The sequence below is a fragment of the Fuerstiella marisgermanici genome, from assembly GCF_001983935.1.
Classification (GTDB): Bacteria; Planctomycetota; Planctomycetia; order Planctomycetales; family Planctomycetaceae; genus Fuerstiella; species Fuerstiella marisgermanici.
Map to the genome: position 1 here is coordinate 8639042 of NZ_CP017641.1, position 14672 is coordinate 8653713.

Here is a 14672-nt window from a genome sequence, read left to right on the forward strand (position 1 = left end):
GCGTAACGTCTTTGAGAAGGCAGATCAGCGGGCCATTCAACAGAACCAGTTGCAGGTGCAATCCGAGTTCGACAAGACTTTATCATCAGGCGAGAAAAGAAAGCTTCGTCATGCGTTTAGTAGATATTAATGTGGATCGATTCGGTGTTCTGAAAAATGCCTCGCTGGAAGACCTGTCTCCAGGAATGACGGTTGTTTACGGCGGCAACGGCAGCGGCAAAACGACGCTGGTCAGCTTTCTGCGAGGATTGCTATTCGGTTACACGACCGACCATCAGGGCTTTCAGGTTGATGACAGTCACTTTGGCGGCAACGTGTCTCTGAAATCGCAGGGGCGATCATTGCGGCTGTCTCGGGAATGCAACCACGGCATTTCGTCAGACCTGTCCACCAAAGATCTGGCCAGCAGCGTCGCAGTGACAACGCACGCCACTCAACTGGCACCATGGATCAATGAAACGGTACACCAGGAAATCTTCAGCGTCGGCTATCAGGAAGCCGCTCGCTTTGACCTGCTGACTCGCCTGTGTCTGGACGGCGAAGGGGCCACCGGCAACGAAGAGGAAATGCGACGCACCGAACTGGCGATTAGCGAGTGTGTGCGGGAACGCGAAGGTGACGGCGTGCAGCACGGCCTTCGTCAGAAGATGGCTGATGTGCAGCGGCAGCGAGACGACTTGCGAGGGCGCCTCGCAGAAATGCGACGCGTTGATCCGACAATTCCGCCACGCATTGCCGAACTCGAACTGCAGCTGAAACGACTGGCCGCGTTTCTGGCGGAAGTTGAACAGAAGATCACAGATTGCGAAGCACAGATCCGTCAACTGGAAGAAGTGCTGGAGCAGCTACGCCGCCGCAACGTTGTGACACTCGATCGTCGCGCGATTGAGGAGCGGATTAACAGTTTGTCTCAGCGGCAACAACGGTGGGCGTCGATTCGCGAATCCGTCCAGCGAGAGCTCTCCGGTATCGATGGTCGCCGTTCTATCAGCGGTAGCAGCACCGATTCATTGACGTCCGTTCGAGCCCTTGTGGCACGACTTGAACAACGCATGGACAGCCTGTTGAAAGATGGAACCCTTCAGGCCACGTCGGCAACTGGCGTGAATCGCGATCTGTTTATCGAACATCTGCGCAGTGAAGTGTTTTCGTTGTGCGAACACGTCAGTCACCACGAAGCCGCTGTGCAATCGCACGAAGCCTCGCTTGAATCGCTGTTGGCTGAACGGACGCTGCACGACGCGGACAACGTTGATGCTGTGATTCAGGGCCAAATCGACGCACTGAAGGAAGAGCTGGTTTGCAGCGAAAACGTGCTCGACCGAGATGTTCGTTCGGTACTGACCTGTGATTCTCACAGTCATGCTGAATTTTTCCGACCATCGCAGCGTACCGTGCACGGCTCCGTTGAGGAAATTGAAGCTCAACTGATCACGCTGCGGCGCCGGTTAAGTGACCTGCATCGAGAACGTCAGTCGACAGTTGACCAGGTTCGTCAGCTGGAAGTCGAACTTGCTGAGTTGCGTTTGAAGTTGAAAGCCACAGCGAGACTGGAAGACATTGATCGCGTCAAAATGCAGATCGCTCAGCTGGACGCGGAATTCGAACTGTTGCAGCAGCGATACAACGTTCAGCAAACGACTGAAGCGAATTTGCGCACAGTGCTGGAACGGTTGCGGAATTATCGTAACCCCGGTGTGCTGGAGCTGGCCTCCGAATACGTCGATCGTCTGACTGACGGAGACTGTCATCAGTTGATTGCTGATTCAACGAATTCGCACATTCTGGCGGAAACACGGCAGTCGTCGCATCCGCAGAAACTTCAGCAGCTAAGCCGGGGCACGCGGGATCTGGCAGCTCTGGCACTTCGCCTCGCGTTGATCCAATGTCGCGCCGAGGATGCGGAACGTTGTCCGCTGATTCTGGATGACGTGTTCATCACGGCCGATGACGATGCGGCAGAAGCGGCTGCTGATCTGCTGATGGATGTCGCCGCCGACGGCCAGCAGATTATCTTCTTCACTTGCCAAAAAGATGTGCGTGAGCTGTTTGCTCGCCGAGACGCGAGTGTCCGATACCTCAACGAACGTCCGGCTGTAGCCCCGCGAGTTGCTGAAGTTCCTCAGCCGGTCATCTCTGCACCCACGCCGCCGCCCGTTGTTCAGCCAGCACCAAAGCCGGCGCCGACCTCCGACCACACGAATTGGTTGTTCTATCTTGAAGTCGACAATTCGGTGGAAGATCTGTCGGGGTTGACGGTTGCTGAAGTCGAAGCGTTTCGCGCTTCGGATATCGAAACAATCGACGAACTTCTGACGATGTCCGTCGATGAACTGGAAGCCAGGTTCCGTCAGCGAGGTTACTCAATCAGTCGCGATCGTATTCGTGCGTGGCGTGGTCAGGCAGAACTAGCGAGCCAGATTCCAATGCTGCGACGCAGCGATGCAGAATTGCTGTATGCGGCGGGTATTCAAAGCACTGTCGAACTTAGCCGTATGCGTCCGGAAACTGTGTTCGACGTTGTCACGACATTCCAGGACACTCAGGCTGGATCACGTTTTCGCCGTTCGAGCCGCTCAATTGATCGGCAGCAGGCCATCAACTGGAGTCGCTGGTCTCAGCATTCGCGATCACTGTCAGAAGCACGACGATCGCGTTCGCGGTTTTTTGTTGGGTCGGGAGATTCGGACAGCAGTGGCCGAGGCTTCGACAGGAGTTCTTCGCGACTAAGAAGCCGACGTGCTCGCATCTCTGAAAGTGGTACCGTCGTTCGCAAGCAGCGACGCCCCAGTCTTTCAACGGAAGCCCGCCGCAAGCGAGACGACCGGCAAAACCGACGCCGCCAGCGGATGACACGTCATTCGTCTTCGTATCGAACGACAAAACAATCCAACGACACTGATACCGATACTGACCGGGAACTGAAGTTCTATCTGAATCGTTCGGACGATGTGGAAGCCGCTCCATCGATCGGGCCCAAGACGGCTCAACGACTGGCCAGAGTTGGCATCTATACGGTCGATGACCTGTTGAATGCCCATGCGACTGACGTGGCGGATCGACTGGACAATCGTCGCATCTCTGCTGACACGATTCTCGAATGGCAGGGGCAAGCTCGCATGGTTTGCCTTGTGCCGGGACTGCGAGGCCACGACGCTCAGATTCTGGTTGCCTGCGGAGTCACAGAGCCCGAGCAGCTAGCTGCAAAACGAGCGGCGGACCTGTTCGCCATTGTTGGCCCATTCGCGGACACATCAGAAGGCGAACGGATCGTCCGTGGCGGCCGCAAACCGGATTTGGAAGAGGTCACTGACTGGATCAGCTGGGCACAGAACTCACGATCGCTGTCAGCAGCCGCATAAGGCACCGCCGCAAAACTGTTACGTGAACGGCGAGCCGTAGGCGTTTTATCCTCGAACAAGCCGAGGGTTAACGTCTTCGGCTTGCCGTTTTTTTTTTGCCCGAATGTCACGGGCCGGGCGGCAGATTGGCTCGCCGCCAGACTTTCTGGCTCGATGCACCACGGCCTCAGGCCCAACGTCCGACGCCCGCAGCGCACAAAAAACGCCGACCTCACCAATTGTGAGCTCGGCGTTTTTGTTTGAATACCGTATCGACCAGACTATCGTGACAGGAACGCCACAACCTGGTTCGCGTCGACGATCAGTCCCACGTCGTCGAATGTCGGCAACGTGGTCACGATGGCAGACAGGCTGCTTTCATCGAAGTTGATCCAGTCGTTCTGAGGGATCGTGACACCTTCAGCAATGTGCTTGTACAGGTTCTGCAGGTTTGGACGTTTTCGCAGAGTGATCACATCGCCAGGGCGGACCATGATGCCAGGCTTGTTAACGGTGACGCCATTCAGTTGGAAGTGGCGATGCACGATGCCCTGACGAGCCTGTGGGCGAGTGCAGGTGAAGCCTGCTCGGCGAACCACATTGTCCAGGCGACGTTCGCAGAGAATCAGCAGCGACTCCCCCGTGTTACCTTTGATGGCACGAGCCTTATTGAAGTAGCGGTTCAACTGACGGTCGCGAAGGCCGTAATAGAACTTGATCTTCTGCTTTTCTGCCAGACCCAAACCGTAGTTGGTCGGCTTCTTACGACGCTTGTGCATGCCCGGCGGAAACTCTTTCCGCTCAAGCGATTTGATCGCACCATTTGATTCGTAAACGTTGACGCCCAGCCGGCGGTTGACTCGTCCCTTTGGACCTGTGTAACGACCCATTCTTCATCGAACTCCGAAAAACTAATTTTGGCTCTGTACCACCACACCGCCACGCGCGATGGGTCGTCAACAATCGCCGCATTAGACATCGGTCACATTGCTTTGTGAGCGACAACAAGCGGCACTGACAGGCTGAAAACAGCCACATGGCTGCGATCAACGTACAGAGAAATGACCCGATCATAAGTCCGCGACTAAACGGCAGACATCGCGGTTTTGACACGGCGCAGTGTGATCGGGAAGTGCGGAAGAGTATCGACGACTGCGGCGATCTTCAACACCGACATTGCTGCGACTCAGGTCTTTCTCTGATGAAAACCTTGCTCGGGCGTCCGATTGGAAGTTAGCCGCGTTCTACGGGTCTACCAGCATAGGGCTGCCCGCTTAAGTCGAAATTTAAGCAAAGAAGCTGGCGACCGCAGACGGGCCGTACGCATCGGCTGCAAAAACGTTGGCAATAGGTCGGTTTTTGGAAAAATTGGCAGCAATTTTCGAGGTGAAGCTGAAGACAATTAATGCGGATTGAGGGGGCAAATCGTCGCGATAACAGCGTCAAATCAGCCCTCGAGGGAAAACAGGGCTTGACGTTTTTTGCGTTATTCCTATCTTTGAGACTTGGTGGTTCGGCGAATCCTGCGGGATCGTCGAGCGAGTCTATGTTTCGCAGTCCCAACCAGTCTTCCTGTCGGCTGTTCGCCGCAATGGTTGAGGTCTGTCTGTTTTCTGCAAGCCATTCAAGAGAGTGAACTGCATGTCCTGATGAATCCGTCGGATAACTGCGACGGAGTTCAAGTTTCCATTCGAAAGGGTCTACCCATGAGTAACACCTTCTCCACATCGAAGATCAATACGCTCGCCGCATGCAACGAATTCCAATATCTGTTGTTGGGCGACCTGCGAGACATTCTGGAAGAGACCCCCGATGAATCGAACAAGCGCTGGCTGCTGGAAGTGTTGAACGTGCTGGTCGACCTCATGCCGCGCGAACGTCGCCTTAACGAAGACAGCGGCGGCTACATGGCGGAAGTACTGGACGAATTTCCAAACTGGAATCGTCAGGTCATGCGTCTGCATCTGAAGAAGCTGCACCTGGACTACGCCCTGCGAGAACTCCGCAATCGCATTCGAGACGAAGAATCCTGGGTGGCCGTTGCGGACCAGCTGAGTTCTGAGCTCGCCGACTGGATGAGTCTGTTTCATGAATTGCATCGCGCTGAAGCGTCGCTTGTGATGGACGCCATGCTGCTGGACATCGGACCGGGTGATTAGTCGTCCGACCGTTCGCCTTAGACGGTATAATGTCGGTATGTCGCACGACACACCGCCATCAAAATCAATTTTTCAACTCGCACTGCTGGTAACACTGGCCATCGCTGCCTGCACTGTCACTACGCTGCAGGCAAGCGATCCGGTCGGTGATCGCGCGGAGCATGCGTTTCTACGTCAGCTGACGGAACGGCAGCTGTTCTCGTTGGCTGAGCGACATTGCCGAACACTGTTGGCCAGTTCGGTGACGCCTAATCGCAAAGCCAAGTGGTGTTTGCGGCTGAGTGACACAACGCAGAAGCACGCGTGGTTTGTTGATTCCGCCAGCCGAACGGGGCTGATTAACCGGTCGGTCGAAGATATCACTGAATTCCTGAAGGTCAGCCCCCCATCGGCGGAAGCCAATCTTCAGCTACGGCTTCAACAAGTCCGAGCATTCGCCGCCGAAATCCGGATGCAGCTGGTCCTGGCCGAAGCCGGGCATTTGTTTGGGCTTCGGGACGAACCGGTTGAGCAAAACTCGCCCGTGGTTGGGCAATCCTTGCCAGGCCGCAACAGCCGGGCTGCCGCTGAACGTGGAATCGAGTTGGCGGTGGCGCTACTGGAGCAGTTTGACACGATTCGCAGCAATTTGGATGCAGACGCCAGACAGAAAATCCGCGACGACGCTCGTTTGCTATTGGCCGAGTTGCATGTGTTGAACTGGCGTTCGAATACGAATTCCGACGACCACCAACAGCTGTTTCAGACTGCAGACAGTGCTGTTTCCGCGGCCGCTCGATCGTCACGAATCGGTCACAATACAGCGAGGGCCGCATGGCTGTTAGCGGAATGGAAGCTGTATTCGGACGACCATCGCGCGTTCGGCTTGCACGCCCCAAACCTCGTTACCTCTTCTTCAACTGACGAAGTCCCGCTGCGGCAGTTTCTGACGATCCGCAGCTTACTCTTTCGCAAAGAAGCCAGGCAGGCCCTGAAGGTTGTCGCGGAAGCAGAGCCCCAGACGGCACGGCAGCGAATGCATCTTCAATGGCTGAAAATGGAGGCACTGTTGGGGGCACGAGAACTGGCCGGACAACTCGCCGACGAGCCACTGATCGCTCAGACATCCAGGGACTTCGAAGCCGAACGAGACCGAGTGCAGCGCGTGTCGCGCGGTGTGTTCGGCGACGCGATTGAAGCGGTCAATCGTCGTTTCGATCTGGTGAATGAAGTTGGAAGCGAGATTGCCGATCTCATTGAGCAGATTGAGGCGGAGCGTGACACGGGCGACGATCAATCGGCCTTGAGGTTGATCAACGTTGCTCTGCAGCGCCTTCCCCCGCAGAATTCGCAACGATCGCGCGCGGCGCTGCAATTGCGAGCCGGGGAAATTCTGATTCAACAGCAACAGTGGGCTGCGGCTAGAGCTCGGCTGAAGGGAGCCTGCGCGGATTTTGAGTCTGTCGGCATGCTCGCTGAACAATCAGCGGCCGACCTGCTGCGAATTTTCGCCATGGCGCAACTGGTTGATAAACCTCGAACGGACGATGGTGTGTCTGAGATGGAATACACGACGGCTGTGGAAGCTCACGTTCGCAATTTTCCAGATCAGCCGACTGCTAAAACTGCCAGCCAGTGGTTGCAGAAAATCGTCAGCGTCAGACAACCCCGGCGAGCCGCAGAATTATCGTTGCAACAGTTTGCCAACGCGACCGAACCGTTGGTTGCTGCCGAGTTGGTGTTGCGGGCCAGTGACAGTCTTCAAATGGCGGCTGATACCGGCAAGTCCAATGACCTTGCTGACCTTCACCGGCAGCTTGTCCAACACGTGGCTAAGCTGCTGGCAAGCTCGCGCGATGAGTTGCCCGTAGCAAAGCAGGTTCGATTGCAGGTGCTCTTGCTGGAAGATCAGCTCCAGGTGGCCCGCTTACAGACCGATCAATGGACGGAATTTGCCGCCACTGTTCAGCGACTGCAGGCTTTGATAAACGAGGCCCCCGCGAACGGCGAGGCAGGCGGGCGAGGGGGTATCGCAGATTCAGTGCGTCGGATGCAATTGCTGGAACTGATTGTCAGCGCTCGAACAACGACAGACGTGAGCCGATTGTCCAAATTGCGGCAGCAAACGTTGGAGGTCCTGGACAAAAATTTGCCTCAAACGGTCCGGTTTATTCACAGCCAGATCAACGGCAACACATTGCAGGCGGGAGACACGTATCTCGCAAACCTAAACGGGCAGCTTCTCTGGCGATTGGTACAACAGCGAGGCCAGCAGATTCCTATCGATGAGCTGCGTTGGATGCTTCCAGTAGCCGCGAATGTCGCAGCTGTATCCGGCGACGAAAAATCGCTTACGTGGCTCCTTGAACGCGTGACAGCGATGTCGCTCAACGGCGAGCAACTGAGTTCTGTGGCACAAGCGGTCGCGTCCGTTGAACAGCCAGCGAAGCAGTCGCCAGCTGCGAACTCATCGTCGGCGGCCATACAAGAATTCTGGCAGCAAGTCCTGCAGAACGGCACTCAGGGAACCGATTCGTGGCTGGAAGCGTCACTGCAGCTGGCTCAGATCGCAGCCAACAATGGCGACGGCCAGCAGGCGACGCGGCGAATAGGCGTCGTCGAAACGCTCTACCCCGATTGGGGCACGCCAGCGCGAAAAGCGCGAGCTGCCGAGTTGCTTAAGCGTCTTAGCGAATAGCGGCTGCTAAGAATTAAGTCGTTCGCGCAGATAGGCCGCTCGCGCGACATTGCGTTCGGCCGTTTTTAGCGGTCCGCCGTGCAGCTTTTGCAGGTGTGATGGCTGAGTGTGAATGAAGAGTTCATTCACGGTTGCAATTGTCACTTCCGGCACCAGGCCGAGGTTCACGCCCAGCCGGACACTCGAAAGCAGATGCATGGTTTCTTCGGAACTGATGGACCGCGCGCTGGTCAGGATGCCCATTGCGCGAGCGATTTGGTCGTCCAGTTGAGCTTTGTTATCGCGGCATAACAGGTCTCGCACGCGGCGTTCGTAGCCCAGAATGTTAGGCACAACTTCGGCAAGATTGTCCAGCAGATCCTGTTCGCTGCAGCCCAGCGTGATTTGGTTTGAGATCTGATAGAAGTCACCCATCGCCTGGCTACCCTCGCCATAGAGTCCACGGACGGCGAGGTTGATCTTTTGAGCCGCCTGATGCACTTTCTGAATTTCGCGAGTGATTCGTAACGCGGGCAGGTGCAGCATCACGCTCACGCGGATGCCGGTGCCGACATTGGTTGGGCAGGCGGTGAGATATCCCAGTTCTTCATCAAAAGCAAAGCTGGTGCGCGCCTCCAGCGAGTTATCCAGATCGTTGATTTGTTCCCAGGTTTTTTCCAGAGCTAATCCGCTGTGAAGCACCTGAATGCGGACATGGTCTTCTTCATTCAGCATGATGCTGACATGTTCGCCTTCGCCAATCACTACCCCGCGAGGGCCCTCAGACTGCGCCAGTTCACGGCTGATCAACTGGCGCTCGACCAGCAACTGCTTGTCGATGTCGTCCAGGGCTGCCACGTCGACGAATTGCAGATGCTGGCCGCAATCGGTTGCCGAGATGGTGGTCCTGAGCGAATCCACCAGCTGCCGACGGATGTCGTCGTCGGCTTGCGTCATAAAGGGGAACCCGGCCACATTTCTGGCCAACCGGATGCGAGTGGAAATCACAATATCCGATTCCGGTCCCTCGGCGCGCAGCCATTCTCCGCTGGTTCGAGCCAGTTCTTCCAGACAAAGAGTCTGTTCTTCTCCATCAGACGTCAACAGATTTCACCCTGATTGTTAAGGTTGGTTTTCGCTTGCCGCAGCGGGCGTTACAAAGATTGTAGCTGGAGTTACGTCGCACAAAAACCCGGCCTGCAGTTCCTGAGGGTGGCGACCGCAATTAACCTTCGGCCGACCTTGGGGATGCCGCAGAGTCGCCGTGCAGATCCCCTTCAATTTCTGCGATCTGGTCGCGGAGTTGAGCGGCGGCTTCGTAATCTTCGCAATTAACCGCATCGCGCAAGTTCGCTCGCAAATGGATTAGTCGAGAATGGTCTTCCGACTGTCCCGGATTGCGCAAGGGCCGTTTGCCCACATGATTGACCTGTTCGTGGATATTCTCCAGCAGAGGAAGCAAATCTGTGCGGAACTCGTCGTAACAGCACGGACAGCCCAATCGGCCCTGTTCACGGAATTCATTGAACGAAATCTGGCAGTTCGGGCAGACGGGTGACGGGGTGTCGGAATCTTCCGACACAAGGGCTTCCAGCTTAGCCGCGAGTTCAGCGGCCGGGCTGCTGATCGTGTCGTCCTCAGAATCCTCCAGATATTCCCGAGCGCAGCTTTCACACAAGTGGATGGCGACCGCGTTTCCTTCGTGGATCTCGGTGATATGTAAAGTTGCTGGCTTTGAGCAGCGACGGCACTTCTTCATTTCGACTTCTCCCGACAATTTGGAGCGGAATCATTACGAACAATGATAGGCGACGCAAGATGGCCGGAGCACCGACATTTTCCGGGCTTAGGTCAATTGAGCCGTTCAGCGGTCGCGTGCCGGTTGTAGGAAAACGCTCCGCCATTAGTCTTTTTTTCTGAAATTCGAGAACGAAAGCAGCGTCGCCGGTCGATTTCGCCGATGATGCGGTAGGTTCTCTCCCTGCATTGAGTTGACTCTGACACGCGAGAAGTTTCCCGCACTTGCGTTTGCATGATGGCGGATTTCGAGTAGACTTTCAGGTCCAGCGGGCAGCGTGCGCGCCTGCATTTACGACCAGTTGTAGTGGTTTATCTTACGATCGAACGGAGCTGTTTAGTGGTTAAGTTGCGTCTGCGTGACAACGAAAACGTTTCTGATGCGGTAAAACGATTCCGCAAATTAGTCGAACATGCCGGTATCAAACGCGAGATGCGCAAGCGCGAGTTCTACGAAAAGCCCAGCGATGAACGCCGTCGCGAACGACGTCGAGCCGAAATGCGGGCTCGAAATGCTTCAAAGCAACCGCAAATCGGTGGCTAATCGCCGACCTGGCTGATCGCTGTCGATTTCTCTGCGGCTGGGGCTTCCAGCCGCCACACGACCAGCGACTGCCGCTATTCTGCAAAGCCGTCCAGGCGCGAGGCGGCAGAACGACTCGGCAAGTTCGCGGCCCCACGCCCCTATGGCAGCGCGCTGTGCTTGTTGAGATTACACGGTGCAGATGTTTCGCCGCCGAAGGATAATGCCTCCGGCCGTCCATGAAGTTGCCGCAACTGCCAGCAGGATCATGACGTCCTGCCATGGAAACTCGCCCGCCTGAATGGTCTGAGCGGGCCGGTAGTATTCCATGATGCTCAGAAACGAAAACGACTTCACGGCTTCCCAGAACTGAGCCACGAAGTTCAGCAGAAACGACAGCAGCAGAACGGCAAACATCACTCCAATCGCGCGACCTCGCCGATCGCTTGCGGATGACACAAGAAACGTAAAACCGCCCACGGCAAGGTAAACCGCAAACAGATTCGACAGGACGCAAAACGTTGCGTATGCGCTGGGCCTCATGCCTGGTTGAAGCGACGCCGATGCCAGCCAGTGTCCCGTGTATCCGATGCTTAAAATCACGATTCCGGTCGCGGCAAATCCGATCAGTTCTGCCGTGTGCAGCTTCCATCGGGATATCGGCAGCCCCAGCAGAAAATCAATGCTCCCTCGGTCGATCTCTGCCGCTGGAACGCGAGTGCAGTACATCAGGGCGTGAGCCCAAATCAGGGACAACACCGTTGGGTGCACCCACAGAAACGCCTGCATCATTTGAGCCGTAAAGCCATGGCCCGGGTCAACTCCCAGCAGCGCCGTGAGCAGAGGTTTCACAAACGGAAGTTTGTCAAAAATCCGATCGATATCGCTCAGCACTTTCGGAAGCAGGGCCGTCAACAGCGACATCACCAAGGCCAGGCCGATGCCGAATAGCACGACCGGCCAGCGAACTTCGATGCATGTTTTCCGTAGCAATCCTCTCATTGCTGCGCCTCCACGGATGCCGCAGCAGCTTCATCTGTTTGGTAGTATCGCCGGAACAGTGATTCCAGATTTGGTGGCCCAATGCTGATGTCTGTGATGGTTTGCGTTGCCGCCCAGTTTGTTAGTTCAATCGCCGGGCCGTGTAGCTGCAGGTGAATTTGATTTGCTGTTTGCTTCTGCTTATGCAGAAATTCGGGAGTCTCGCAAAGCGTTGCTGCCTCGTCCGTTGCGAAGGTGAGGATCACAGATCTCGGAGCTCGCTGCTTCATTGTGGCAAGTTTTTCGTCCGCCACGATTCGACCATCGCGGACGATTGCGATGCGGTCGCACAACGATTCCACTTCGCTAAGAGTGTGGCTGGAAAAGAAGATCGTGCGGCCTTCGCTGGCCATTTCTTTTAGGCAATCCGCCAGAGTGTCCTGCATCAGCGGGTCGAGGCCGGAGGTGGGTTCGTCCAGAATGACCAGCTTTGGTCGGTGCGCTAACGCCATGACCAGCGCTAACTTCTGTCGGTTGCCTCGAGACATCTTTCGTACCGGAAGGTCAGGTTCTAGGCGAAACCGTTCGGCCAGTTTCAGGCCTTCTTCAAACAGATCCTGATGCCGTATCTCGCCGACAATTCGAAACGCTCGCCGAGCAGTCAGCCACGGGTAGAGTCGCACATCGCCAGCCACGTATCCGAGATCCCGTTTGACGCTCTCGCTGTCGGTCCAGCAGTCTTTTCCAAAGATGGTGGCCGTGCCTGACGACGGTTTCAAAAAGCCCATCAGCAGGCGAATCGTGGTGGATTTACCGGCTCCGTTCGGACCGAGGAATCCGAAGATTTCGCCATGGTCGACAGTCAAATTGATGTCGTTAACGCCGCGGCGAGCGCCATAGGATTTGCAGAGACTGTGGGTGACGAGAACACTCATTGCTTTCCTTTTATCACCAGCGAACTGCCGCGAGCGGCGAACCCGCTGGGAGTCAGACCGTAGCAGAACGCGATCGCTCTGTGTACGATCACTGGGTTCGAAAACGTTTGAATCAGCGTGGTCCTGATTTGCGGAACGCACCTGCTACTTCACGGCAATAACTATGCTCAGAAAACTTTCGTCCACCATCGCTGTGTTTCTGTTGCTGTCGAGTGTCGCACCGGCCGGCGCCGCCGAGCGTCCCAACATTGTGCTGATGATGGTGGACGACCTTGGTTTTTCAGATTTTGGGTGCTACGGCAGCGAAATTGAAACGCCGAACATAGACGCCCTTGCCAGTGGCGGCGTCCGTATGAACCAGTTCTATAACACGGCTAAATGCCATTCATCGCGAATCTGTTTGTTGACGGGGAAGTACACGTTTCAGGCTGGCAACGAAGCCATGGACAACGCTTTGACAATCGCCGAAGTGATGCAGCACAACGGCTATTTTACCGCGATGGCTGGCAAGTGGCATTTGAAGCAGGAACCGACGGATCGGGGCTTCATGCGATACTGGGGACATCTGTCCGGTGCCACAAACTTCTTTTCGGGCGACGACACCTTCCGCCTGAATGGGCAACCGTGGTCGGATTTCGACGATGATTTCTATACCACCGATACCAACGTTGACTATGCGATTCAGTTTATCAGCGAGGCGTTGGCGGCTGATAAGCCGTTCTTCCAATACATCGCTTTCAACGCGCCACACTATCCGTTGCAGGCAAAAAAGAAAGACGTGCTGAAGTACAAAGGGCGCTACGCGATTGGCTGGGATGAACTCCGCAAACGCCGCTACGCCAGACAGGTGGAACTCGGCATCATCGATGCAAAACACAAGCTCAGTCCTCGACCTGACTACATACCGGCGTGGGAAGATCTGACTGACAAAGAACGCGAATGGGAAGAGGCACGCATGGAAGTCTTCGCGGCGATGGTGGATTGCGTCGATCAAAACGTCGGGCGCCTCGTTCGTCATCTGAAAGCAAAAGGTGTGTACGATAATACGCTGATTCTGCTGTGCTCAGATAACGGAGCCTGTCCGTTCGATCGCACTCGCGGCAAAGATCTAAAGCCCTGGGATCCGAAGTCCTATTGGTGCTATGACGTTGGTTGGGCTCATGCCGGTAACACGCCCTTTCGTTGGTACAAACAGAATCAGCATGAAGGCGGAATTTCATCGCCGCTAGTCGCTCATTGGCCAGACGGCGTGACTGCGAAGCCCGGTTCCATCAGTGATCAGCCGGGGCACCTTATCGATCTGTCCGCCACGTGTTTTGATGCGGCGAACGCTGCTTACCCCGATGAGTTCGCCGGCAAACCAACGACCGCGATTCAGGGGCAATCGTTGTTGCCGATCCTGAAGGGCAAACAACGCGACGGCCATGAATGGCTCTACTTCCAGTTTGGTGATAATCGAGCCATCCGACGCGGCGACTGGAAAGCCGTCTCAGCACGCGGCGGGCGATGGGAGCTCTATAATCTTGCCGAAGATCGCTCGGAACTGAACGACCTGGCCTCGTCGAAAAAAGGCCTCGTGACCGGACTAAGTGAGCTTTGGGATCGTGCGGCGGATACAGTCGACCACGCGCCAAAGAAGTTTCGGCGGCCTGTGAAAGACAGCCTGCAAACGTTTCCTGCAAACTCGATGACTCAACGAGCTGCCGGGCCGAAGGCGAAACCGGCTGCGGGAGGCCAGCAACGCGGTAAGAGAAAGAATGTGAACGATGAACGCTGAAAAACTCAAACAGATTCAGGCACCGTTGAAAGCCCGATACGCGGACGACTCCGCTTCCGCTCTGGACACTCAGCGAGCCGTCGGAAAAATTGACTGCGAAGGACTGACCTGCCACGTAGAAACGCACTGTGCTACGCCGGGAATGACAACATCGAGCCTGCACATTATGGCCGGAGGCGACGGAAGTCATGCCTGTGCAGGGGATATGCTGCTGCAGTCGCTGGTGGCATGTTCAGGAGTGACCTTTGCCGCAGTGTCGACGGCCATGGGACTCACCATCAGCAGTGCCAGCGTGGAAGCTCGCGGGACGATGGATTTTCGAGGCACATTGGGCGTTGATCGCGAAGCGCCCGTCGGTTTGACTTCGATTGAACTCATTTTCGACATCAGCAGTGACGAACCCGACGAAAAAATCGACAAGCTGATTCAGCTCACTGAACGCTACTGCGTCGTCCTGCAGACGATCAGCAAGGGCGCAAACGTTTCCTGCCAGCGGCGGTAGT

Annotated in this window: 11 protein-coding genes; 6 read left to right on the forward strand and 5 right to left on the reverse strand. The window is 55.9% G+C overall.

The genetic code is table 11. The features are described from left to right. The first annotated feature begins 110 nt into the window (after positions 1-110). Positions 111-3362 carry a DUF4332 domain-containing protein gene (locus tag Fuma_RS32700; protein ID WP_077027816.1) on the forward strand — a complete coding sequence of 1084 codons (3252 nt, stop codon included), beginning with the start codon at positions 111-113 and terminating at the stop codon, positions 3360-3362. A gap of 260 nt (positions 3363-3622) precedes the next feature. Here Fuma_RS32700 and rpsD read toward each other — a convergent pair whose 3' ends face one another. Beyond that, positions 3623-4231 (reverse strand): 30S ribosomal protein S4, encoded by a 609-nt coding sequence (gene rpsD, locus Fuma_RS32705; protein WP_077027817.1) that lies wholly within the window; start codon positions 4229-4231, stop codon positions 3623-3625. Between the two features lie 816 nt (positions 4232-5047). Here rpsD and Fuma_RS32710 point away from each other — a divergent pair. Further along, positions 5048-5500 carry a hypothetical protein gene (locus Fuma_RS32710; RefSeq protein ID WP_145944502.1) on the forward strand — a complete coding sequence of 151 codons (453 nt, stop codon included), beginning with the start codon at positions 5048-5050 and terminating at the stop codon, positions 5498-5500. 37 nt (positions 5501-5537) lie between these two features. Next, positions 5538-8177: a hypothetical protein gene (locus Fuma_RS32715; protein ID WP_077027819.1), complete on the forward strand. Its 2640-nt coding sequence runs from the start codon at positions 5538-5540 to the stop codon at positions 8175-8177. Between the two features lie 6 nt (positions 8178-8183). On the opposite strand, the gene Fuma_RS32720 is transcribed toward Fuma_RS32715, so the two are convergent. Beyond that, complete coding sequence (locus Fuma_RS32720) at positions 8184-9260, reverse strand: protein arginine kinase (protein WP_077027820.1); 1077 nt, start codon at positions 9258-9260, stop codon at positions 8184-8186. A 121-nt stretch (positions 9261-9381) separates the two neighbouring features. Then, positions 9382-9915, reverse strand: a complete 534-nt coding sequence (locus tag Fuma_RS32725) for a UvrB/UvrC motif-containing protein (RefSeq protein WP_077027821.1) — start codon at positions 9913-9915, stop codon at positions 9382-9384. A 378-nt stretch (positions 9916-10293) separates the two neighbouring features. Between Fuma_RS32725 and rpsU the strand changes: the two genes are divergently transcribed. Continuing rightward, positions 10294-10497: a 30S ribosomal protein S21 gene (gene rpsU / locus Fuma_RS32735; RefSeq protein ID WP_077028699.1), complete on the forward strand. Its 204-nt coding sequence runs from the start codon at positions 10294-10296 to the stop codon at positions 10495-10497. Between the two features lie 168 nt (positions 10498-10665). Here rpsU and Fuma_RS32740 read toward each other — a convergent pair whose 3' ends face one another. Continuing rightward, a complete protein-coding gene (locus Fuma_RS32740) occupies positions 10666-11478 on the reverse strand; it encodes an ABC transporter permease subunit (RefSeq protein ID WP_077027823.1) in 813 nt (270 codons plus the stop codon). Continuing rightward, a complete protein-coding gene (locus Fuma_RS32745) occupies positions 11475-12392 on the reverse strand; it encodes an ABC transporter ATP-binding protein (RefSeq protein WP_077027824.1) in 918 nt (305 codons plus the stop codon). Before Fuma_RS32745 ends, Fuma_RS32740 begins: the two co-directional genes overlap by 4 nt. 163 nt (positions 12393-12555) lie before the next feature. Between Fuma_RS32745 and Fuma_RS32750 the strand changes: the two genes are divergently transcribed. Together Fuma_RS32750 and Fuma_RS32755 are read left to right on the forward strand one after the other, a co-directional pair. Next, positions 12556-14169 carry an arylsulfatase gene (locus Fuma_RS32750; RefSeq protein ID WP_077027825.1) on the forward strand — a complete coding sequence of 538 codons (1614 nt, stop codon included), beginning with the start codon at positions 12556-12558 and terminating at the stop codon, positions 14167-14169. After that, positions 14159-14671 (forward strand): OsmC family protein, encoded by a 513-nt coding sequence (locus Fuma_RS32755; RefSeq protein ID WP_077027826.1) that lies wholly within the window; start codon positions 14159-14161, stop codon positions 14669-14671. The genes Fuma_RS32750 and Fuma_RS32755 overlap by 11 nt, the downstream gene beginning before the upstream one ends. Position 14672: the final 1 nt, after the last annotated feature.

Coding starts and splice junctions, on each gene's coding strand:
- rpsD (WP_077027817.1), bottom strand. CDS start 4,231: ATGGGTCGTTACACAGGTCCAAAGGGACGAGTCAACCGCCGGCTGGGC.
- Fuma_RS32750 (WP_077027825.1), top strand. CDS start 12,556: ATGCTCAGAAAACTTTCGTCCACCATCGCTGTGTTTCTGTTGCTGTCG.
- Fuma_RS32740 (WP_077027823.1), bottom strand. CDS start 11,478: ATGAGAGGATTGCTACGGAAAACATGCATCGAAGTTCGCTGGCCGGTC.
- Fuma_RS32710 (WP_145944502.1), top strand. CDS start 5,048: ATGAGTAACACCTTCTCCACATCGAAGATCAATACGCTCGCCGCATGC.
- Fuma_RS32715 (WP_077027819.1), top strand. CDS start 5,538: ATGTCGCACGACACACCGCCATCAAAATCAATTTTTCAACTCGCACTG.
- Fuma_RS32745 (WP_077027824.1), bottom strand. CDS start 12,392: ATGAGTGTTCTCGTCACCCACAGTCTCTGCAAATCCTATGGCGCTCGC.
- Fuma_RS32700 (WP_077027816.1), top strand. CDS start 111: ATGCGTTTAGTAGATATTAATGTGGATCGATTCGGTGTTCTGAAAAAT.
- Fuma_RS32725 (WP_077027821.1), bottom strand. CDS start 9,915: ATGAAGAAGTGCCGTCGCTGCTCAAAGCCAGCAACTTTACATATCACC.
- Fuma_RS32755 (WP_077027826.1), top strand. CDS start 14,159: ATGAACGCTGAAAAACTCAAACAGATTCAGGCACCGTTGAAAGCCCGA.